The sequence below is a fragment of the Hirschia baltica ATCC 49814 genome, from assembly GCF_000023785.1.
Classification (GTDB): Bacteria; Pseudomonadota; Alphaproteobacteria; order Caulobacterales; family Hyphomonadaceae; genus Hirschia; species Hirschia baltica.
In genome coordinates this window covers 558,359-581,236 of sequence record NC_012982.1, presented here as the reverse complement: position 1 = coordinate 581,236, position 22,878 = coordinate 558,359, and the positions used below count along the sequence as shown (strand labels likewise).

At 45.8% G+C, this 22,878-nt stretch carries 21 protein-coding genes; 10 read left to right on the top strand and 11 right to left on the bottom strand.

Going from position 1 to position 22,878, the window contains the following annotated elements; all coding sequences use genetic code 11:
- Positions 1-62: 62 nt before the first annotated feature.
- Together HBAL_RS02730 and HBAL_RS02725 are read right to left on the bottom strand one after the other, a co-directional pair.
- Positions 63-1,505, bottom strand: coding sequence for a M28 family peptidase (locus HBAL_RS02730; protein WP_015826397.1), 1,443 nt, complete (start codon positions 1,503-1,505; stop codon positions 63-65).
- Positions 1,506-1,752: 247 nt separating this feature from the next.
- Entirely contained in the window at positions 1,753-2,109 is a 357-nt protein-coding gene (locus tag HBAL_RS02725; RefSeq protein ID WP_015826396.1) for a hypothetical protein, read from the bottom strand.
- A gap of 392 nt (positions 2,110-2,501) precedes the next feature.
- Here HBAL_RS02725 and ttcA point away from each other — a divergent pair, with 392 nt between their 5' ends.
- Positions 2,502-3,413, top strand: a complete 912-nt coding sequence (ttcA, locus tag HBAL_RS02715; RefSeq protein ID WP_015826395.1) for a tRNA 2-thiocytidine(32) synthetase TtcA — start codon at positions 2,502-2,504, stop codon at positions 3,411-3,413.
- Between the two features lie 50 nt (positions 3,414-3,463).
- Here the strand turns inward: ttcA and HBAL_RS02710 are convergent, their stop codons facing one another.
- Complete coding sequence (locus HBAL_RS02710; RefSeq protein WP_015826394.1) at positions 3,464-4,003, bottom strand: hypothetical protein; 540 nt, start codon at positions 4,001-4,003, stop codon at positions 3,464-3,466.
- 182 nt (positions 4,004-4,185) lie between these two features.
- Between HBAL_RS02710 and HBAL_RS16235 the strand changes: the two genes are divergently transcribed.
- From HBAL_RS16235 to HBAL_RS02685, 4 genes are all read left to right on the top strand, one after another.
- Positions 4,186-5,925: a DCC1-like thiol-disulfide oxidoreductase family protein gene (locus tag HBAL_RS16235; RefSeq protein ID WP_015826393.1), complete on the top strand. Its 1,740-nt coding sequence runs from the start codon at positions 4,186-4,188 to the stop codon at positions 5,923-5,925.
- Between the two features lie 564 nt (positions 5,926-6,489).
- Positions 6,490-8,205 (top strand): methyl-accepting chemotaxis protein, encoded by a 1,716-nt coding sequence (locus tag HBAL_RS02700; RefSeq protein ID WP_015826392.1) that lies wholly within the window; start codon positions 6,490-6,492, stop codon positions 8,203-8,205.
- Positions 8,206-8,634: 429 nt separating this feature from the next.
- Positions 8,635-9,186 carry a hypothetical protein gene (locus tag HBAL_RS02690; protein ID WP_015826391.1) on the top strand — a complete coding sequence of 184 codons (552 nt, stop codon included), beginning with the start codon at positions 8,635-8,637 and terminating at the stop codon, positions 9,184-9,186.
- A gap of 175 nt (positions 9,187-9,361) precedes the next feature.
- Positions 9,362-9,832: a hypothetical protein gene (locus HBAL_RS02685; protein WP_015826390.1), complete on the top strand. Its 471-nt coding sequence runs from the start codon at positions 9,362-9,364 to the stop codon at positions 9,830-9,832.
- Positions 9,833-9,898: 66 nt separating this feature from the next.
- Here HBAL_RS02685 and HBAL_RS02680 read toward each other — a convergent pair whose 3' ends face one another.
- Entirely contained in the window at positions 9,899-11,350 is a 1,452-nt protein-coding gene (locus HBAL_RS02680) for a catalase (protein WP_015826389.1), read from the bottom strand.
- A gap of 151 nt (positions 11,351-11,501) precedes the next feature.
- Here HBAL_RS02680 and HBAL_RS02675 point away from each other — a divergent pair, with 151 nt between their 5' ends.
- The gene (locus HBAL_RS02675) at positions 11,502-11,798 is read left to right on the top strand and encodes a hypothetical protein (RefSeq protein WP_015826388.1); all 297 of its coding nucleotides are present in this window, start codon (positions 11,502-11,504) and stop codon (positions 11,796-11,798) included.
- A 52-nt stretch (positions 11,799-11,850) separates the two neighbouring features.
- Here HBAL_RS02675 and HBAL_RS02670 read toward each other — a convergent pair whose 3' ends face one another.
- Genes HBAL_RS02670 through HBAL_RS02650 form a run of 5 tightly spaced genes read right to left on the bottom strand, consistent with a single transcriptional unit; the run spans position 11,851 to position 18,276 of the window.
- The gene (locus HBAL_RS02670; RefSeq protein WP_049763118.1) at positions 11,851-15,396 is read right to left on the bottom strand and encodes a tetratricopeptide repeat protein; all 3,546 of its coding nucleotides are present in this window, start codon (positions 15,394-15,396) and stop codon (positions 11,851-11,853) included.
- A 7-nt stretch (positions 15,397-15,403) separates the two neighbouring features.
- Positions 15,404-16,132: a MotE family protein gene (locus tag HBAL_RS02665; protein WP_015826386.1), complete on the bottom strand. Its 729-nt coding sequence runs from the start codon at positions 16,130-16,132 to the stop codon at positions 15,404-15,406.
- Between the two features lie 12 nt (positions 16,133-16,144).
- Complete coding sequence (locus HBAL_RS02660; RefSeq protein ID WP_015826385.1) at positions 16,145-16,462, bottom strand: DUF6468 domain-containing protein; 318 nt, start codon at positions 16,460-16,462, stop codon at positions 16,145-16,147.
- Positions 16,459-17,589 (bottom strand): flagellar motor switch protein FliM, encoded by a 1,131-nt coding sequence (fliM, locus tag HBAL_RS02655; protein ID WP_015826384.1) that lies wholly within the window; start codon positions 17,587-17,589, stop codon positions 16,459-16,461. Before fliM ends, HBAL_RS02660 begins: the two co-directional genes overlap by 4 nt.
- 12 nt (positions 17,590-17,601) lie before the next feature.
- Positions 17,602-18,276 (bottom strand): flagellar basal body-associated FliL family protein, encoded by a 675-nt coding sequence (locus HBAL_RS02650; RefSeq protein ID WP_015826383.1) that lies wholly within the window; start codon positions 18,274-18,276, stop codon positions 17,602-17,604.
- Between the two features lie 300 nt (positions 18,277-18,576).
- Here HBAL_RS02650 and flgF point away from each other — a divergent pair, with 300 nt between their 5' ends.
- From flgF to flgH, 4 genes are all read left to right on the top strand, one after another.
- Complete coding sequence (gene flgF / locus HBAL_RS02645; protein ID WP_015826382.1) at positions 18,577-19,344, top strand: flagellar basal-body rod protein FlgF; 768 nt, start codon at positions 18,577-18,579, stop codon at positions 19,342-19,344.
- 62 nt (positions 19,345-19,406) lie between these two features.
- Positions 19,407-20,192, top strand: a complete 786-nt coding sequence (flgG, locus tag HBAL_RS02640) for a flagellar basal-body rod protein FlgG (RefSeq protein WP_015826381.1) — start codon at positions 19,407-19,409, stop codon at positions 20,190-20,192.
- A 23-nt stretch (positions 20,193-20,215) separates the two neighbouring features.
- Positions 20,216-20,965, top strand: a complete 750-nt coding sequence (gene flgA, locus HBAL_RS02635; protein ID WP_015826380.1) for a flagellar basal body P-ring formation chaperone FlgA — start codon at positions 20,216-20,218, stop codon at positions 20,963-20,965.
- A gap of 26 nt (positions 20,966-20,991) precedes the next feature.
- On the top strand, positions 20,992-21,741 hold the full coding sequence (gene flgH / locus HBAL_RS02630; protein WP_015826379.1) for a flagellar basal body L-ring protein FlgH: 750 nt from the start codon (positions 20,992-20,994) through the stop codon (positions 21,739-21,741).
- A gap of 92 nt (positions 21,742-21,833) precedes the next feature.
- Here the strand turns inward: flgH and dksA are convergent, their stop codons facing one another.
- Positions 21,834-22,247, bottom strand: a complete 414-nt coding sequence (gene dksA / locus HBAL_RS02625; protein WP_015826378.1) for an RNA polymerase-binding protein DksA — start codon at positions 22,245-22,247, stop codon at positions 21,834-21,836.
- A gap of 137 nt (positions 22,248-22,384) precedes the next feature.
- Positions 22,385-22,834, bottom strand: coding sequence for a flagellar assembly protein FliX (locus HBAL_RS02620; protein ID WP_015826377.1), 450 nt, complete (start codon positions 22,832-22,834; stop codon positions 22,385-22,387).
- Positions 22,835-22,878 lie beyond the last annotated feature (44 nt).

The following is a 22,878-nucleotide window of genomic DNA, read 5'->3' as shown; positions in this document are numbered from 1 at the left end:
ACACAAAAGCGGCGCTCAGTGATCAACCAAGCGACGCTTTAATTTTGTATTACGAAGTTCGCCTATTCGGCTTCTGCTTCTCCGGCGCGGAAATCAACATCCAATTCAGCCGCAAGATAGGTAAACACTGACCAAGCGGCTATATTTTGCTGTAGCTCGTCTTCATCAATTTTATCCAATGTATCATTTGGTGTGTGGTGATATTCAAAATAGTCTTCACCATTTTGATCCAAACGCCCCATAGGCACACCCGCCATCGCAAGCGGGATCATATCAGGACCACCGCCGCTTTCATTATCGCCGCGAATAATGCCAAGATCAGCAAGTTCACGCCCAATTGCATCCATAGCTGGCAAGGCGTCTGGGCCAACATTTGATCCAAAACGCCAGACTTCACCAGCTCCAAAATCAGATTCTGATCCCATCACATGGTTTGCAAGTGTTTCATCTTCAATGCGGGCTGCTGCATAGGCACGTGCGCCAACCAAGCCCACTTCTTCAGAACCAAACAAAACAACACGGATCGTACGACGTGGATTCTCAGGCAAATTCGCAATCAACTTTGCCGCTGCCATTGTGATACCAACACCCGCACCATCATCAAGCGCGCCTGTACCAGTATCCCAGCTATCCAAATGCCCGCCAATAACAACAATCTCGTCTGGTTTTTCACGACCAACAATTTCACCAATCACATTTCCAGACATGGATTTACCGCGCCATCCTGCAAATGTTTTCAGCTTGATTTTCATCACTTCACCAGATTTGGCAATGCGCTCAATCTGATCTGCATCAGGATTAGACACTGACAAAGCGGGGATTTTAGGGTGACGCCCTTCAGGGAAACTCATCATTCCTGTGTGCGCAAAGCGATTGTTTGATGTACCAACAGAGCGAATGAATAATGCAGTCGCGCCGCGATCTTCCGCCATCACCCATGCATCACGGCGTTTACGATTAGCCCAGCCATATCCCTCGCCTGTGCGAGATGCCGTCATGCGGTCCCCAACAAATACAATTTTACCAGCCAGATCAGAAACCGTGTCTGCCTTCAGCGCATCATAGCTTGCAAAATAGACAACTTCAGCTTCGCTACCCTCTTCTGGCGTGGCACCGCCCCCACCAAGCGAGATCGCATAAAGTGGCTGCGGGTAAGGCGCTGTCAGCGTCACTTCTTCATATACAGAATGTCCGCGCGTCCATAAATCCAGCTCAAATGGCTCTTCCCGAACATTTTCAAAACCAAGCTCTTTTAGCTTTGCCATGCCCCATTCGCGTGCGCGCGCTTCTTGCGGCGTTCCGGCAAGACGTGGGCCGATTTGCGTTGTAAGGTCTTCAATTATACGAAAACCAAGATTGCTTTCTAAGGCTGTTGATTTGAGCGTTTGCGCTGTTTCAGCTATATCAGCAGGTATAATAAAAGGTGGCGCTGCCTCATCAGTTTGCGCGTGCGCACATGCAACGCTAGCAAAACTGACTGCACCTATAATAAGCGAACGTATCATTGAAGATCCCCGTAAAGCTAAGATTTTGCTTCACCATAAGGATAAGCACGGCGGAGGCAATCTGCAGGCGTGTTTTTCCAGAAAAATCTTCCCCAAAACAATAAAGCAGCGCACGAACTTAATCGCACACTGCTCTATCGCTGCTTCACACCACGATCTGTCTGGGTTGGGGGGAGACAAATCAGGCGTAATTTAGTTGGCTCTATTATATTTCCTTATTATCGAGCCGAATTCTTATTCGTATAGTTTAGTCTTCCATGGACCATTCGATACGAAGCGGGTGCACAGATGCAACTTCAACTGTTTCATCGACGCCAACAAGCTTGCTTGCTTCTGTTGCAAAATCGTCTGACGAACATGCCTCAACGCTAACTGCGCCGATATTACCTTGGTCGTCCACTTTCACAGACAAATCACATGAACCAGCACGACTCTTCACACCCGCAGAATATGGGTAAGTGAGTTGGTGCAAGCCCGAAGGAGCGACTGCGCCTTCTACTTTAATTTCAAACGCCCGAGCTGGTGTGTCTCCAGCGGATTGCGCATTAGCAACCGGCATAACGCCTGCAGCTAACACGCACAGAATGATTGATGCGTGTTTCATGACAGTTTTATGACATAAGCTGTCATGTTTGTCACTATAAAGATTATAGAAAAACGCTCAAATTCACATAACATACTGTTTTTATTGAAAAGAAAAGTCTATACATTTGCTGTACGTGGCATAAAAAAGACCCACAAAAACCCTCTAATGTTAGTTATATATGCATGCCAGCTATCAAAATCTGACCTTAAAAATCATCAAAAAGGCGATTTACTCCCCTTAAAAGTGAATATTTATAGACTTTCTAGCCGTGTTTTTTTGATCAGATTCGATTTTTGGGTCTTGCTCAATCCATATAAGGCGGTATCGCTGAGCGTATGAGCGAGCAAACACACAATCTTATCAATGCGAAAGCCAATTCCTCCACAGCGACAGCTGAGGCAGAAGAAGTCATGGCGGCACAAGCGACACCGTTAGAAGGCACACAATCTCCCAAAGACGAGAGCCTGTTTGAGCCCTATCATCCGATTTTCGCCAACGCGCCAAAATCTGTGAACTTCAAGAAAACGCGCAAAGCAATCGTGCGTCAGACCAAAGAAGTCATTGAAGAATTCAAGCTCATCCCCGAAGACGCCAAAAAGCGTGAGACACCCTATAAATGGATGGTGTGTTTATCCGGCGGAAAAGACAGCTACACACTCATGGCGGCCCTGCTCGATCTCAAATGGCAAGGCGCTTTGCCCGTTGATCTATTGTTCGTCAATCTGGATCAGGGCCAGCCCGGTTTTCCCAAGCATATATTGCCAGATTACCTGACAAGCCTTGGTGTCGATTATCGCATCATCACCGAAGACACCTATTCCATCGTCAAAGAGAAAACGCCGGCCAAAGCCACGTATTGCGCTTTATGTTCACGCCTGCGTCGCGGCATCCTGTATAATGCAGCCCGTGAAGAAGGATGTGACGCCATCGTGCTAGGACATCACCGTGATGACGCGCTTGAAACCTTCATGATGAATTTATTCCATGGTGGACGCCTCGCCGCCATGCCGCCAACCTTGCTCAATGATGAAGGCGATATCAAAGTGCATCGCCCGTTACTACATTGCGCCGAGAGTGATATTGAGCGCTTTTCTAAAGCGATGAATTTTCCAATCATCCCGTGTAATCTTTGTGGCACGCAAGAAGGCTTGCAGCGCAATGCCATGAAGCAAATGCTAAATGAGTGGGAACAAAAAGCCCCGGGCCGCCGCCAAACCATGTTCCGCGCCCTCAAAAACGTGCGCCCCAGCCATCTGGCAGATAAATCCATCTTCGACTTCATGGACCTACAACCCACCCCACCAAATGAGGACGGGCTTTAAAGGCAAATGTCTATTTTTGGCCTAAATGCGACTGTTGAATTTTGGCGCGGTCAGGCTAGCAAATTAATGCCGGATTTCGATAAGCAGCGATAAGGGTCTGGTCGATGATTTCTGTATTTTTTGTCAATTAATTTTTGTTCTTCTTTGAGTATCCAAGCAACATCAGATGTTTTAAGAATGCTTACAATTTCTGAAACTTTCGGCTTTTCCAATGCTAATATTTCATCTCGAATTTGAGCGCATGGTTTAATATGCTCAAAGTGAAAAATTTTTCTCTTAGGGTCTTTCATTTTGCTTGTTTGATCTCTCCAAGCGTAAAATTTTAATTCACCAATTCTCATTTCTGTCGCAAGTTTTTGTGCTTTCTCAGAAACTCGATGCTCAGCAAGAAAATACTCAATATGTCTCACCTGATCACTAAGGGCCTTGAAGTAGTAACGATACTCTGGTGATTGGCGAGATGTTCTGGTGATACAAGGATCCTTATGTTTGCGGCAGTTTAATGCTATTAATTGAATTATTTTAGCCGCATCAAAGAGAACCTCTTCGCTTATAAAAATCCCACCATAGGGAGAGCTTGAATTCGGCATGATTTTTAGACTCCATTTAGGTAATTAACAAAAATCTTAGCGGTTAATCCGTCGCCTTCTGGCGAATACGAGACTCTTTATCCTCTTCACAATTCAACATATCTTTACCTTAGTTTGCCAATGAATAGGCCTAAAATGGACTGGTCGGGGGAGATGGCCAGCCTTAAAATGGTGAGGCCTATATGTCCCTTCTTGTTTATTATGATGGCGAATGTCCGTTTTGTAATCGCTATGTGAAATTATTGCGATTAAAAGAATCTGCCGGTGATGTAAGCCTGATTGACCTACGTGAAAGCCCCCAACAACGTCAGGAATTGATTGATCAGGGTTTTAATCTTGATCTAGGCATGGTGGTTGAAACAGATGGTCGCCGCGTGGCAGGTGATGACGCCGTCAACATGCTGGCCATGCTCTCCACCCCGTCCACTTTCCTAAACCGCGTCAATAAAGCTGTATTTTCATCGCCCTTATTAGCGACACTTCTATATCCGCTATTGCGCGCTGGTCGATGGCTCACCTTGTTTATCTTGGGCCTTGGTCAGATTATGCCAGATGATGATGGCGCACGCGCCCGCGCCACAATATTTGGAACGCTATTCTCGCTTTTCTCATTCTATCACTTCTTCAATTACGCATTAGAATATATGCGTTTTCCGCCGCAAATTGATATGATTGCCATAGCAATTTGTGCAGTGGCTTTGTTTTTCAGGCCCGCCTCATCTCGGCTATTATTCCTGCTCATGCTGGTCAGTAGTGTGAGCGCCATAGTGCAGGCTCCAATTACATCCAATCACACCATGGTGCGAAACATGGTTCTACTTGGATACTGGGTCTCGTTTTTCTATACGATGATAAGAGGCCTGAAATGGTCTGATATTTTCACCAATTTCGCGCCCGCCGGTCAGGGTGCGCTTTTGGTCATGTATGTCTTTGGGATCTTCCATAAAATCAATACAGGCTTTTTAAATCCTGAAACCAGTTGCGCCGTCGCGCTATGGCGACAAATGCCCATGCCGCTGAATGCCATTGATATTCCTGCCATGCATTATCTGGCTATATACGGGACTTTCATTGTCGAGGGCGGGATTATCCTGATGCTATTCTCAAGGAAATTGCGCCATATCGGTATCGTATGCGGCATCCTGTTTCACACTCTTTTGGCGTTTAGCAATTACGCTATGTATATCTCGTTCACGACGCTTTCCATCGCTTTGCACTGCCTTTTCCTGAATGAAGAAAGCGCCCGTAATATTCGTGATTCAAAAATGATGACAGCCTTCACGCGGCGCATGCGAGATCCCGTCTATATTCTCGCGGCGGCCATCTTAGTCGCGTTGCTATTTTATGTCGGCATGTCGCGAAATTATACGCTCGTCACTCTTATGGCTTTGCCGCTTATTATTCCATTTTGCGTCAATATCATCCGGCATGGCAGTTCAACCAAGCCGCTTCTTGCAAAAGGTCACCGCGTCACACCTCTCATAATTGGAACCATTGTAACCACGCTTTTCTTTCTCAATTGTACAATGCCCTATTGGGGATTAAAAAGCGCACAGACAATCAACATGTTCTCAAACCTTCGCGTGGAAGGCGGCGTCAATAATCATTTAATTATGAAACACATATCCGCGCCCTTTGGGTATCTGGACGATGTCGTCACGATTGAAAAAGCCCAAGGCCCACAGGCAAACATAACAACAGAGTTAGATCAGCACGGCATGGTCTATTATGATCTACTTGCACATTTAAGCGACAATCCAAACCTTGTTGTGACATATACGCGAGACGGAAAAATCTACGAAAATATGAGTGCGGCAATGCTCGCAGATGATATTCAACACACGCTCCATCCCGCATGGTTTCGAAAGTGGTTTCATTTTCAACGCGTCAACTTAAAAGAGCCAATTACCTGCGCCTACTAAAGCGGATGTCTCAAAACTTATCCCCGCCCCTCAAATAACACCCCATACTTTTCTCATCTTCTCACAGGTGGACGGAACGCGGCCGTGGTGTTTTGTGGGAAGGCTGATGGCTTGGAGAATGGGCCAGCGAACAGTGCAGGATCATGGTTGAGTGATTTGTGAGACTCAAACATAAGATTGCGCCAAAAACTGGTCAGATCGGGTCAGCACGCGGCGTGCAGACCCGCCAAGCGCAGGATCGCCAATAGATTACCCACAACGCGAGGCGTGGGCATAGGTTTATGGTCCCTTGTTTAGAAGTAGTCTAACCTGCGATAAATCATCAGACGGAGTGCACTCTTTAGAGGCACATTTACCGCTAGCTTTTGCTAGCTATTACGCCAACGAAGTGTGCACTCTGTTGTCCACTCATTTATAACTTCGCATGGAAACATGACGAAGATAATTGCGCATCTTGCATCCGTTCATGTCGTCAACGTCTGGTAAACACACTACTTCGTTTATTCATTAATTATTTAATGTCTCCAATTAATATCGTCTGAATAGATATTGACGGAGATCATCTTGAAAAACCTTTTTTCTCGCCTTAGTGCCACATCAGCACTCGTAACTTTATCGGCGGGTGTGTTAGCCGTTTCAATGTTTGTTGTTGGTGTAATTTTGTACCAAGTCGCCTTAGGGCAAGCACAAATATCAGCTCAGGAAAAACAAGAAATCAATTTGCGCGTTGCCGCAACCCTCATGCAAGAGCGCGTTGAAGGCACGAAAGTCTCCTGGAATCCTTCAGGAAACGTCACGAAAATTCAACTCGATGTCATCCCTGAATTCACACAGCATAGCCTGATTGACTCAATTGGTAGAATGACTGGCGAAACAGCAACAGTTTTTGCTTGGGACCAAAAAACACAAGATTTCTGGCGGAAAACAACCAACATTATCAAAGACGATGGTAACCGCGCCGTTGGCACACCACTTGGCAAAAAAGGCGCTGTTTATTCGGTTGTCACCAAAGGCGAAACCTTTTTTGGCGAAGCAACCATTCTCGGCAAAGACTATTTCACAGTCTACAAACCCATTTTTAACAACAAAAGCAACATCATCGGCATACTTTATGCCGGTGTTGAAAAACAAGCCGTCCATGCCAATGTTTGGGAATTGATGAACCGCTATACAATGCTGGCTCTTCCCGTTGTTGGATTGTCGGTTTTGTTGCTAATTTTTGCGATCAAACATCAATTTCGTCCTGTCACGCGACTAGCGGAAATCACAAATCAGATCGCTCAAGACAACATTGTGGACGACATCCCATACACAGACCGTACCGATCAAATTGGTCTCCTTGCTCAATCTGTCAGCAGTTTGAAAGCAAGATCTATTGAGCGTTTGGCAATGGAAGAAAACCAACGTCAATCGGAAAACAATGCCAGCCAACGCCAACAAATGGTTCAAGATCTTATTACAAGCTTCCGCAGCAATATCTCAACTTTCCTTACCTCAGTTGACGAAACAGCAGGTGGTCTAAAAACAACTGCTGGACGCCTATCCGACCTGACTGGTTTGAGTGCAACAAGTGCTCAAGAAACTTTAAACTCTGCCGATGATGCCACTTCAAGTGTGCAAAATGTTGCCAGCTCAGCAGAAGAACTCTCTGCCTCTATCGGTGAAATATCGCGCCAAGTTGCTCAAACCACTGACGTGGTGAACCGCGCAACTGAAGGCACAAGAAACACAAACACCAAAGTTGCTGGCCTTGCTAATTCGGCATCTAAAATTGGTGAAGTCATTGTCCTAATTCAGGCAATTGCTGAACAAACAAACCTACTTGCACTGAACGCAACCATTGAGGCAGCCCGTGCAGGAGAAGCCGGTAAAGGCTTTGCTGTCGTTGCGACGGAAGTTAAAGAACTTGCAACTCAAACATCTAAAGCGACTGAGGAAATCAGCTCTCAAATTTCGGAAATTCAGTCGGCTTCCAAAGAGTCTGCAGACTCCATTGCGCAAATCATGACGATTATGGAAGAAGTGAACACTTACACCTCAAACATGGCAAACGCAGTGAATGAACAAGGGTTTGCAACAAATGAAATTTCGGAAAATGCTCAAAAGGCAGCGCAAGGAACAACATTTGCGTCCTCTCGCATGTCCGATCTTTCAAATTCTGTGAAAGAGACATCAGAATCTTCACACGAAGTGCTGAATGCCTCCAGTCTTTTGTCCACACGTACAGAAGAACTAAAACGCGAAATTGAAAACTTCTTAGACAAAGTCGCCGCAGCGTAATCTCGAATAAGAATATTTTATCCTCAGCCCATAATTTAGCTGTAAAAAGCTTTCCATATTATGGGCTGAGAACATCTGTAATATATGTCTAACATTGCGAAAACACTGCCGACACCGCTCAATTGCTCAAAAGGGCGAAGCCGAAACTATATGTATCAACAGCGTTTTCTATAGATTTAACGCACAGCATTCAAAAATCCGTCGCGGAAAAAATAAATCCCCATTTTTTTGAGATTAAATTTCCATCAACCTTATTAGAGTAGAAAAAACATGCTCAAAAGGTCGTGCCTCTCCAATGTAGGCCCGCAAAAAAATATAAAGTGATGGTGCTCAAATTGAGCTGCTTTTAGCAAATCAATTAAAAATATTGCGCCGAGAATACACATAAAATAACGCGTGCTCGCATCACAATTTAATAGGATAAAACTTGTGATCGACAGTTTAAATTCATCTATATCCATGATGAGCATGTCTGGAATGTCTTCCGTTTCTGGAAACAGACCTCCCCCACCTCCACCGCCAGCAGAAGCTGTTGAAGAAAGCGTAAGCCTCCTTCAAGACAGCATTGAAAGCGGAGAGATAGACACTGAAGAACTTTCTGCTCAGCTTACCAGCCAATTCGGCACCGAAGCTGACGGCATTGTAAGCGAAGATGGTGACGTCGATTTTGACGCCCTCACAGATTTACTCACCAAATCTGCCGCCGAAGATATGCAAACAAAACTGACTGAACGTTTTGGTGAAGATGCTGCAAGCATTGTCAACGACAGCGGGGAAGTTGACCATGAAGCCCTCTCTGCATTGATGGAAGCCAATGGCAATCAGGGCCCTCCGCCTCCCAAAGGCGACGGAAACGGTAACGAAACCATGGACTTTCTAAAATCCATGTTGGGCGAAAGCGGTATTGCATCTGGATATGGCTCAAGAGGCCAAGCCCAGAATACTTCCAACACAACCTCTTTCATCAATTTGGTCGCGTAGATATCCTACATCTGATGAAATAGTTTATTCTAAGAAAGTCAGGAGATACTTTACGTGTTTCCTGACTTCTATTTTTAAAGGTCACCTGCGGCTCACTCTGTCTTTCAGTCTTTCTTTTGTCCTAATTCCGGCGTCTACTCTTTTTTGGAGTAATATTTTTATGAGGGACAAAAATATGAGACTTTCAAAATGGCTTATAACAAGCGCTTTAGCGCTGAATACAACATATTTTGCGACAGCATCCGCAGATGAAGTTTGGCAAACCCCTATCGGGAATGTCATTTATGCTGACGAGATCAATGAATATGCCGTCTTACACTTCCCTACTATGCGCGAAGATGTGTTTGGCATTGCCTATATTAAAGACTTGGCAGGCAATTACGACAATCGTGATCAAACTTTTGAAGGCTATTGGGTCGAGCCGATTTCAGGCGCAAGCACAGTTTGTGATGTGGGTATAGTCGACGAAACCGGCGACACTTATCACAGCTGGGGCCGTTTAAAGATGGTTTTTACCGAAACCGCTTTTCCCTCAGGCTGGGTTGCTCTTCGCGGCGAATGTTTCGATGAACCAAATGATGCATTGGCGGGCAAGCCAATCATCGGCCCAATCGAGATTCAGGAAACAAAGTTGGAAACCCAATAGCTGCCACCCCAAAAAAAGGACTGACAAAACTGCCAGTCCTTTTTCTGTTGATATTTGGAACGGACCTTATTTCGCCGCGATCGCAGCGCGCACACCCGCTTCATAAGCGGCATCCACACGGCCAAAGTGTATCATCTGACGTTCGACAATTTCAGTTGGAACACCTCCCATCGCATCAGCAATATTGCTGAAAAGGCGTTGTTTCTGACCGTCGTCAAATAGATCAAACAAGTCTTTAACCTGACGATAATCATCATTACCGTCGCGGTGATCATATCTATCCGCATCACCGCTCAGCTTTAATGGAGGTTCAGCAAAGCTTGGTGCTTCTTTTGCCGATCCCGGCACAGAGTTTGGTTCGTAATACGCATCAGGATTACCCGTTTTGGGGCCGTGATAATTCATGCTTCCATCTTTGTGATAGTGATGCACAGGACATTTTGGCTGGTTCACTGGAAGGCTCTCATAATGCGTACCCAAGCGATAACGGTGAGCATCTGCATATGAGAAAATACGCGCTTGCAGCACTTTATCAGGAGAGAAACCAATACCCGGAATGATATTTGACGGACTAAATGCAGCATTTTCAATTTCTGCAAAATAGTTATCCGCATTACGGTTGAGTTCCATTACACCTACATCCATCACAGGGTAATCACCATGTGGCCAAACTTTTGTAAGATCGAAAGGATTGTACCAAGTTTTACCAACATCTGATTCCGGCATGATTTGTACTTTCACATCCCATTGCGGGAAGTTACCTTCTTCAATCGTGCCAAACAGCGCTTCTTGATACCCTTCACGTGTCTGACCGATTTTCTCAGCAGATTCTGCATTGGTGTAAAATGTGTGGCCTTGACGTGTTTTGAAGTGGAATTTCACCCAGAAACGCTCATTATCCGTATTGATAAAGCTGTAAGTATGCGAACCATATCCATTCATGTTCATTGGCGTGGTTGGGCAACCGCGATCAGACATCAAAATCGTCACTTGGTGCAAGGATTCGGGAGATAAACTCCAGTAATCCCACATCGCTGTATTGCTTCTTAAATTGGTCCGAGGATGGCGCTTTTGTGTGTGGATGAAGTCAGGAAATTTTTGTGGATCACGAATAAAGAAAACAGGGGTGTTGTTTCCAACTAAATCCCAATTTCCTTCTTCTGTGTAGAATTTAGTCGAAAACCCACGCACATCACGTTCATTGTCCGCTGCGCCTGCTTCACCGGCGACAGTAGAAAAACGAGAAAGAATTGGAGTTTGTTTTCCAACCTCACTGAAGATTTTTGCTTTGGTGTATTTGGTAATATCATGCGTAACGGTAAAAGTGCCGTGTGCACCCCAGCCTTTGGCGTGTACGACGCGTTCAGGAATACGTTCGCGGTTCTGATGCGCTAGTTTTTCTATCAATTGATAGTCTTGCATCAACACAGGACCGCGCTCTCCAGCAGTCAGTGAATTTTGGTTGTCAGAAATTGGATTTCCGGCAGTCGTTGTTTGGTATGGGCATTTATTCGTCATTTTTCTCTCCAAATTATTTCAGGAACATGACTATTCAGATGCGTACTCAACGTCTCATTTCAATTACGCTGAGATTTATAACGTACATCATTTTCAAGGAACTTACCCTGTTTATATGCGTTAACAATATATACAGAAACGGAGTACGCAGATGAAACTCGCTGAAAAAACAAAACCATTAGACCATCAACAGATAGACGAAAAAAACCGACAACGCGGTTATGATGAGGTCATACCCAATGACAGATCTGACATTGATCGCGGCGTATTTCGGGATGATGGACAACCTAAACCTGAGACGCCATATGCAAGAAAATTGGAACGCTCAAATGTCAGTGTGAAAACACCCGACGACCCGCGTCACCCGAACACACCAGACTATGTTGATGAAGAATTGGAAGACGATATCAAAGCGAAATTCCATCCCGCGACATTATCAACCGATTAGTGCTAGAGATGGCGTAGAGAATTATTGGATCAACTCACTTGGTCGTGAGAAATCATCCCTCGCCGTCAAATCTTTGCTTTAAACTAGCAGCAAAAGCATCAACACGTGGCGCATCTGCTCGGCGGCTAACGGCTTCAGAAAGTGCTGCGCCTGAAATATCCGTTTGGGATGTAATTAACGCAAAGCTTTGTTCATTGGCTGTGTTTTCAAATAAATGCGCATACCCTTCATTTAGTCTGGAGAGTAAGCCCATATTTTTAGCCAATCGCCCCGCAATGGCAGCTTTAAGCGCGAGATCTATATCAGATTTTTCGGCTTGGGATGCTTCCGGCAGCATGGACGCCAATTGATTTGCTGCATCGGTCCATTTCTCACTTTTCCAATATGCATCAGCTCGAATAGAAGCAGCCTCAAGTCCTTCAACGCCCTCAAGCAATTCAATCGCGTGATCTGAACGCCCCATGTCCCGATAAGCAGCTGCCTCTAACAGACGCCTTTGCAAAGCAAGTTCTTTGGGCAAACGGGGCTGACGCGAGGCACCAATTGCCGCCAATGCGCGCTCTGGTTGGCGGTCCATCAAATAGATTGATGCGAGATCAACAGCAATCACTGCCTTACCACGGCCACGCACACGATTATCAACCTGATGCTGCAATAATTCTGTCGCAGGGTCCAGAAGATCAAAAGCCACAAGTCTTCGTGCAAGCTTTCGTATCATTCTATCCCCATCCTGCCCAATGGGTGTAAGATCTTTAAATTCGTAAAACAATGCCAGAGCCTGTATAGGATCTAGCCTTTCAGCTTCACCATCAAGGTAAAGTTTTCTAAAAAACTCAACCAAACGGATTCGCAGTTCACGCGCACCCGGTTCATCAGGATTACGCAATGCCGCCGATTGCACGAGCAATAATGCCTCTCGGAAACGACCAAGGCTCATATACTGATCGGCAAGAATACCGACAGTTTCCATCTCAGTTGCATCACCTCGCCAGCGATATCGTAAAGTATCTAAATGATCAGCAGCTTCAGAAGGAGTAATTTTATCAATTTTAGCGCCTAGATCGAGCCGACGAAGTTCTGCACGAACCGCTACTGGCTCGATGCCATCAATAGTAAGCGCAAGATATTGTTTGTAGGCTTTTTCAGTTTCACCAACAGCTTCATCAATTTGCGCTAAAAGCAAAGACGCGGACTCAGCGGATTCTCGATAACTCGTTCCAGCCGCTCGTCCTGCCAATTGTCTCGCGCGATCGAGCTCTTTCGCTCTGAGTGCGGCTTCGGCAGCAACACTGTAAAATTCAGATGCCCACCGTCCAGAGTATGCAAAAATCAATTCTTCAGATTGTCGGAAAAAATCATTCGCTCTTTCCCATTGCCCCATTTTGGCAGCAACATATCCACGCCAAAGCAATGCAGATTGATCCGCTCGCAATGGACCTTTTGATAAGTCTTTTTCGGCCAGTTCATATCGCTTCATCATGACTTCAGCAGCACCGCGAAGCCCCAAAAAAGCTGCATCTTGCTCTAACAAAGGACGCCCATCCAAAGCAGAATCCAAAACACCTGACGCCTCAGCACCAAGATCATGCCCGATATAAAAACGAGCTAGGTCAACAAGCACATCTGCACCAGCTTTGGATGAAGGATCACGTGTCGCAGCGACACGTTCAAGTTCACCCTTTCGGCTAAAAAATGCATTGCCAGCAAGCCCGCCCCATGAATCAAAATCAATGAATGCTGGTGTTGGCGTGTCCGAGTTCATTTTCGTATAACTGGATGAAGTTACGCCAGAAAAATTTGACATCGCCATACCGCGCGATGAGGAAACAACAACGCGTTCATCGTGAAGCTTTACTAAAACATCATCAGAGTTGGGAATGACAACCAAACCATGCGCTGTAGAAGGCATTTCAGCTTCAACAAATTTACGCGGTGTCGTCGAAGCAGATGTAGGCCCAAAAGCAACAACAGATGCGATTTCATCGCCAACCACCGGATCGGTAAACCAGACGATCCCAGCAGCACCGATTAGAGGCGTTTCGATACTAAAACGTCCTGTTTCTGAGACTTCTCTTACAGGTTTTAAAAAACGTTCAGCCTGCATAGCAGCACCTGCAAAGGTAATTGTCCAAATCGTCCCTTCTGATTGCGCAGAAGCAATCATTCCCTCTGGCGCTTCTACACGCATGAGCACGGCATTATCTTGTCTGATGACATCAATATTATAAAGCGACGGAAGCTGGGTTGTATCAATCTCTATATCGGCATCTACTGCAAATACGATCCAATTTGCAGGGGAACGGTTAAATACAGCAGCCGGCGCTGGAGCTTGCCAAGGCACAGTTATCGTCAAACTATTGGGTTGGGCATCAATTTCAGCTTTTACTTTTCGAGATAAAGGTGCTGGCTCAGCCCATTCTCCCCTGAAAAAAGTTTCTCTTGTACCAACAGACTTATTGCTAGCCTGAGTACCCTGATTGACATTGCTGTTTTCATTTTGCTGCACAGGCCGCGCTGTCTTAGTACCGCGATCAACATCAATATCTTGAGATAATCCAACAGATTCCGAAGATGATCCAAACACAGCTTCTTTCAGCGTAGGAGCTGCCACAGGCATAGCAAGCTGTATCGGCTTTTCAGGTTGAACAGGTTGTGCACTTACAGAATGTGGCGTGGTATCTTCAACCTGATCATCATCTTCTTTAGAAGTTTCAGGCACCTCATTCGCCGTTGACATCGCTGCCAATAAAGCATCTTTTTCTTTCTTCGCTGCTTCAATCGCTTCTTTTGAGGCAAGATCAACAATGACGATATTGTCTTCTTTGTAGGACGTTGGTTTAACTCCTGCTGGAAGCTGAATATCAAACTGCATCCCTAGATCATCATTCGTGTACCTTGCACTTTTCAATTGTTCAGGCGGGTCAATATTCAATCGTGCAATATCTGGTTTGGCACGGCGGTCAAACTTCAATGTATAGATATTGCCTGAAGAACTAGCAGTATAATTGACATCCTGCGGCCAATAAAACGCGACACGGGTTCGATTACCTGCTTCGGACACACGCACTTCTAAACCATCAATTAAATCAACTGGCGGTGGGATTTCAGCGATAATCGCTGCCTCTTTTGCAGCCTCACGTATTGCAATTAACGGCGAGACTATATCAGCTGGATCAGTCTCACTCTCCTCAGGCAAAATATCAACAGCAGCAAGGTCTGCCGATGAAGACACGTGTATGCGCGTATCTTGTTTTTTCAGTGCAATTCGCGCAGTTAAGCCATCTGCATCTAACCGCGCTAAAGCCACCCAATTTGGCAATTCCTCCCGTACCGCGCTCAAATCTATCGTTACAGGCTCAGGAAATTCTAGAACAAGAACCCGATTTTGAATACTTGCTTCAATCTTTGGCGCATTTTCATCGCCATCACCCCATTTTGCCACAAGACGCGCATGCCCAGCTTTTTCATCCGCCGACAAAGACACCGCGCGCTGCGCCCATGCAGATTGTTCCCATAAAACAGGAATTATCATTGCCAAACCTAGCGTCAGGATTACATGCTTCAGTTTGATGGATGATATGGGGAGCGACTTCTTCAAAATAGATCTATCCAGCTTCCGCTTGAGCCAATAAGTCTTCAGCCGTATCAGGCAATTCTGCTCGCTCCGCGAGAAGACGTGTCAGCTCTTCTGCTCTCTTTGATGACATTGAAGACATTACCGCCCCCAATTGCGCGTATTTCATTCTTTGTGAAACCTCTAAAAGCACTTCATCACTGAGCGATTCAAAAATACGAGCGGCATCTTTAGGCTTCATGCTTTGATAAACATTAACCAGCCCCTCTAAACGTTCATCTCGTTTTTGTTCCATAGTTGCTAGAAGTGATTGAACGCCTGTCTCTAATTCTTTAAGTTCAGCTATTTGTTCATCCAAACGGGCCTCTGCAGCCGCCGCCATCTGCTCGCGAGTGTCCAAATCATCTGCCCGTTCATCCAGCTCAACCCGGCGGTCAGCAAGTGAACGAAGGACTTCAATTTCATATTGAGACAAGCCCGTTTCAGCCGTAAAATCTGGAACAGCCATACATGCATCATCATTGACTTCGGCGCTGTCAGAATAATTGACATCCGTCATCTCATCAAAGTCGTCCTCATGCCCAGTATCATCATAGACATCTGGCGCATCATGACCATCATTCTCAGCGTGTTCTGGCGCTTCAGCATGATCTGTTTCTGAAGGCTCGGTTGCTGCCTCCGCAATATCAACCGCCTTTAAAGCGATAGACCCTAAAGAAACAGCGATTAGAGCCGGCATTAGACGTATAGTTTTAGCCATTTTGGACAGCCCTTAAAATGAGTTCCGGCGACGCAATCCCGCATCACCCTTGGTTACTGAAGCTTCTTGATTGCGCGTGTGCAGTGCTCTTGCTTCATCAATTTGAAGCTGCAACTTTTGCCCGATATCAGTCGACGTCGATTTAAGGTCACCAATGGTGGCCTGAGCCTGATTGATCGTAAGAGCTAACTCCTTGGTCGCCTCCAGCATGCTATCGCGCCCAGACTTGATCGCCTTTAAACGATTATCAAGGCGCCAGAAATAAGCGATGGCGATAACCAAAAGAACAATCAAGAATATGTCTACGATAATAGATGGGGAAATTATCATTTTTTGCTCTCCACAAGGGCTTTCTTGGCAACACCTTCAAGCGGTGCGTCGACCCGTACAGCTACTTTTTTACCGATACGGCCAATCTGACCTTCTGTTAAATATATATCACCACATCTTAGCGAAACCTTTGAATTTTGTCCGGCTGTCATCAAAAGAGTATCCCCAACCTCAAGGCTCATCATACGTCCTAAAGGTTGTTCAAATTCATCCATAACAACACGCACATTCGTTGGCGCAGTCCATATCTCAGTGGCTAAGTGACCTTCCCAGATATTATCGTTACCAAATTTCTCACCCATGAAATTTTGGAGCAACATTTTCCGTATAGGCTCCAGCGTCGCATAGGGCAGCATCAGCTCACAACGTCCACCACGATCTTCCATATCAACACGTAGTCGCACCAAAATGGCAGCGTTTGCAGGCTGGGCGATGGCTGCAAATCGTGGGTTCGTTTCAATACGGTCTAGATCAAAATCAACTTCAGTCAGTGGATTAAAAGCTTTTTTTGCATCCGCCAGAATAACTTCAACAAGGCGCGTCACCAGCATGCGTTCAATTGTCGTGTATGGTCGTCCTTCAACACGCATTGCAGCTGTTCCTCGGCGCCCACCAAGCAACACATCCACAATGGAATAGATCAAGTTTGAATCGACAGTCACCAATCCATAGTTATCGAGTTGACGAGCACGGAAAACTGACAAGATAGCAGGCAGAGGGATAGAGTTTAGATAGTCTCCAAACCGCATACTTGCGATGGAATCTAGAGACACCTCAACGTTGTCAGAAGTGAAGTTACGCAAACTCGTCGTCAACAAACGGACTAGGCGGTCAAATACCACCTCCAACATAGGCAAACGTTCATACGATACATGTGCCGAGTTAATGATGGAACGGATACCTGATCCTTTTCCATCTTCATCATCCTCAATGGAGAAGCCAAGAAGAGAGTCAATCTCATCCTGATTTAGAATCCTCTCAGACCCAGCAGAATGTTGAGATGAAACAGATGTTTCTAGGTCAGCCTCAGCCTCATTGGCCAGTTCTGCTTCCCAGGCGGCAGCCATGTCCTCGTCGAAATTACCTTCGCCGCCATCCACATCCCAGTTTTCTTCTTCAGCTGCCATAAATTAATGCTCCTATTGCACAAGCATTTCTTCAATCAACACCGCATCAACGCGCGATGGCGCAATCGCGATATTGATCCGGCGCAAAAGCTCTAAACGCAACCTATAGCCCCCTGCAGAGCCATTTAAGTCATCAACGCGCAGCTCTCTTAAAAACATTTGATACTGGTCCGTAATACGCGGCAGCATTTTAGGAATATCAGCAAACATTTCAGGATCTTCAGCTTCAAGCGTGAGCTTAAGTTTCAAGAATAACTGACGATCGCCGTCTTGGCTTGCTAGATTCACCAATAGGTCGGGCATGATATAATAGGATGGATCGCCACTATTGCCGACCTGCAAAGTCCCGGTCTCACGCGCAGGGCCCTGATGGTCACCTGAACCCGAAGATTCTCCATGGCCATCATCTTTTGCACCGTGATCATCAGCTTTTTCTTCATGACTATCACTTTTTTTACCGTGATCGTCCTTTTCCTCACCATGATCGTCAACAATTTCCGCATGGCTTTCAGAAGCTGCTTCTTTGCCACCGCCCGCCAGCATCATACCGACAGCAACTCCCCCACCCATAATGAGCAAAGCAGGAAGAACAATGAACAAAATCATAGTCTTACCAGCGAGTTTCTTTTTCGCCGGCTTTTCTTCTTCTAATGTTGTATCTTCAGATTCTTTATCTTCGTCAGCCATGAAACCTGCCCAAAATTATTCGCGCGTGTATTACCTTTTAATAGGCAAAATCGTTCTACTTCGTTAACGTTTCATGGACATAGGAAGAAACTGCCCACTAAAAGCGGAAAAAAATTCATAGCAAGCCGTTTATATCAATAGGGTGTTAACCATCTTGAGGCCATTTTGTAATTTGAAAACTTACATGTTCCGCGCAAAATAGCGCAGAACGCCGACGTATGAACCAAGGATATATTGGTAAGTCGTCTTTTACAGTCTCTCGCAAAACAGCAGAGTCTCGTATCAGGTTTGTGTGGTCCAATGGACAATTCATTAGCAATCGGTCTTTCAACGCAACAATTGCTGCGCAAAAAGATGGATGTGACTGCGAATAATCTCGCAAATATGAACACAACCGGCTTCAAGGTCGAACACCTCGTCAATCACGAAATCTCGGACAGACCTGCGCGCGCGACTGATAAACCACACGATATTACTTTTACGCAGGGATGGCAGCTGCAACGCGATATGAATAATGGCAGCATCGCCCAAACTGGGAATCCCCTAGATGTCGCAATTGACGGCAATGGCTTCTTTGAAGTGGAAGCAGAAAATGGTGACATTTTTTATACGCGTGATGGGGAATTTTCGATGAACCCTGACGGGATGCTTGTCACTCGCAACGGCTATCTACTGCGTGGTGAAGGCGAAGTCTTAGACGGTGAAAAACTGCTGGCGAATGGTGTGCCCATTGCTCTTAATCCAGAAGGTGGTGAAATCGTTATCAACAAAGACGGCTCCATTATGCAAGATGGTGCTCAGCTTGGTCAATTAAAGCTAAAAACCTTCGAGCTTCCAGAAGCGCTCGAGAAAGTTGGAAACAATCTATACATCTCTGGTGAGCAAGAACCCATAGATGCAAATGCGACGCTTGCCCAAGGTTTCGTCGAAAGTTCCAACGTCTCAGCCATCGTAGAGATGACTCAGATGATCGAAATATCACGCGCGTATCAAAGCGTCGCCAAACTCATATCGAACTCAAACGATATGCGTGAAAAAGCAATCAATAAACTCGCACAAGTTCGCTAACCCATAGTCAGAAACTCTAAGTCTGGCTCAATGCTAGCAAGTCGATAAGAAGGAAATAATTCATGCGCGCACTCAGTACAGCCGCCACCGGCATGCAAGCTCAACAGCTCAATGTTGAGGTTATTTCGAATAACATCGCCAACATGAACACTACTGGATATAAACGCCAGCGTGCAGAATTTCAGGACCTTCTATATACAAATATGGAAAAAATGGGGGTTTCTTCTTCTGATGCAAATACGATTGTACCAACAGGTGTACAAATCGGTACGGGTGTAAAAGCTGGATCAGTTTACCGCATTACTGAACAAGGTCCTGTTCAGCAGACAAGCAATTCATATGACGTTGCTATGCAAGGCGATGGCTATTTTATCGTACAATTACCTGATGGACGCGATGCTTACACACGTGCGGGTAACTTCTCGGTCAATGGTGACGGTCAAATCGTTACGGAGGACGGATATACTGTTTCTCCGGGTATTAACGTCCCAGAGGATACACTTTCAGTAACGATCAATGCTCAAGGTACAGTCACAGCCACGACAGCTGGGGCAACCGACCCTACAGATCTAGGCGCTCTTGAGTTGGCGCGCTTCGTCAACCCAGCTGGTCTCGATGCTATTGGCGACAACTTACTTTTAGAAACAGTTGCATCTGGTGCCGCCAATGTCGGACAAGCTGGTGCTCTCGGTTTTGGAACAATCCTTCAAGGATTTTTAGAAACATCCAACGTCAATGCGGTGACAGAAATTTCCGCTCTGATTAATGCTCAGCGAGCATATGAGATGAATTCCAAAGTCATCACGGCAACTGATGAAATGCTTCAAACGACGTCCCAGCTAAAGTAATAAGGTAATTGGATTTAGGATTTATGCGTAACAGTTTATTCCATCTTACATTTCTTGCGGCCATGATCGCATGCGTGCCCTTTGCACGCGCAGAAAGCAGCGAAGAGGCAATCACTGTATCTGGTCCTTGGATAACGCTTGGTGACGTTGCGGAAGCATCTGGCCCATTAGCGAAAATACGTGTGGCTCCCTCGCCCGACCCAGGACAATCCATCCAATTAGACCCTCAATTTGTCGGCAATATAGCCCGCGAAAACGGCATATATTTCTCCAGTACAGAAACTGATCCTATTTTGGTATCTCGATATTCAGAAGAAGACATCATTCAGGCAAAACGTGCAGCAGAGCGCGCAGCGCTTCCCGCTCAAAATTCACCGCCGACACCTGATCATCTAATGGCCTTTAGCGCAGACATGAGCCGAGGTGATGTTGTGAGTGCTGAAGATCTCATATGGATACCAGCGCCTGAGAACCGCTTAAGACCAACAGGGACACCAAATTTGAAATCCAACATTGTGGGTAAAGAATTAAAACGTTCGGTACGTGCACAAACTGCTTTTCGAATTAGCGATGTTCATACACCCGCCCTTATCAGGAAGGGTGATCCGGTAACGCTCACTTATTTGAAAGGTGCATTGCGTCTTTCAGTAGATGGCAAAGCCCTCATGGATGCCGCGCAAGACGCCCCTATTCGCGTACTAAATAATTATTCCAAACGAACCATTGACGCCATCGTATCAGGTGCTGGTGAAGCACGCGTCCTTGACCGATAAAATAGCAGATAAGAATTGAGATAAAAATGAGTGATATCAACAAAATCAAAGCTGCTACGACTTTTGCGGTCACAGCCATGCTTGGTGCATGTTCAACAGCCGGCATATCAGACAAGATGGCATCGCCTGAGCTTTCACCGATAGAAAATCCAGCCAGTGTAAACGGCCCCTACCCTGTATCAATGCCGCAACCCGCTCCGATAACTCAAGACTACGCACAAAATTCTTTGTGGCGAACAGGCGCACGTTCTTTCTTCGATGATCAGCGAGCAGGCGACATTGGCGACATCCTAACAGTCAATATTGAAATATCCGATCAAGCCCAAGTCAATAACACAACTTCCCGCAGTCGCACCGGTAATACATCTGCAGAAATAAACGCGATGTTTGGGCTGAATGAATTGATCGACAGAAACATTCCAGGCGGCATTGGACTTTCACCGGGTGCCGATTTTGGATCTTCATCTTCTTCAAATGGGACAGGGACAGTAAACCGCGCAGAAACCATAGACTTAACAATCGCTGCCGTCATTACTCAAAAACTTCCAAACGGAAATTTGGTTATCGCTGGATCTCAGGAAGTGAAAGTGAACAATGAAGTGCGAGAATTAGTGGTGGGAGGCATTATCCGTCCACAGGATATTTCAGCGACAAACACAATCTCTCATGAACAAATCGCTCAAGCCCGCATTTCATATGGTGGACGCGGCGATTTATCAAACCTGCAACGGGCGAGCACGGCAGCACGCGCTGTAGATGCAATAAACCCGTTTTAAGCGAACAAATAGATTCCATCATCAAACTAAAAAGGCAGCTCACTTGGGAGCTGCCTTTTTTAAGGACGTTTGTAATCGGAGACTGTATTTAGTTAGTCGTCACGAATAGTACGTTCTTTCTTCTCGTGGCGCTCTTGGGCTTCTACACACAAAGTTGCTGTTGGTCGTGCGTTCAAGCGCCCCAGACCAATTGGTTCACCTGTGTGTTCACAAAATCCATACTCATCAGACTCAATTCGACGTAACGCTGCATCAATCTTGGAAACAAGTTTGCGTTGCCTGTCGCGCGTTCTAAGTTCCAGCGCTCGATCAGCTTCGTTTGATGCTCGATCTATCAAATCGGAAAGGTTAGATGCATCTTCACGCATCGTTTCAATTGTTTCTTTAGCTCCATCGAGAATATCTTTTTTCCAAGCTTCCAGTTTTGCTTTAAAATAAGCTTTCTGGCGCTCACTCATGTATTCTTCATCATTCGATGGTGTGTAATCTTCAAGACTTACGCTCATTGGGCACACTCCTGTTCATTGCCCCCGTCATTGCAGATACATCTGCAACACCTCCTCTGGGCACGGCTCATATAGCGAACAATGTGCAAAGCTACAACAACGAATTTATCACACTTTCATATTCGCTTAAGCATTTGTTAGCGTGAATATTTTTTCTGGCGTTCCAGTTTCGCAATTTCCACCGCAGTTCGTACTTCTACGTGGCCTAATGCATTATCTAGGCCATCATCACCCGATTCTTCGCGTACTTCGCTTAAAGCACGTTGTAATAAACCCAGATGTGACTGCGACGTATGCCCGTCCAGAATTGATAATTGAAGACGGTCTAAAGCGTCCATCATGCGGCGACCTTTGCGCATAGCGCGATTGCGACGTTCTGCTGTATTGTCCACACCTTGCAGCGCCATAATGGACTCAACGCCACCCACACCTGCAACACCACCAGCAGCAGCATTGGGTGCTGTTTGCTCAATGCCATCTCCAGAATTAGCACTGGTTACAAGATTAGAAAACCCACCTTTGGGCGCGGCTTTCGCTTTGCTAATACCCGTTGTTGGTTTGTTTGAAACTGGACGTGAAACGCGCATTTTTTGGAGCTCCCGCATAGGTGATTAGAATCCTACCAAAGAGT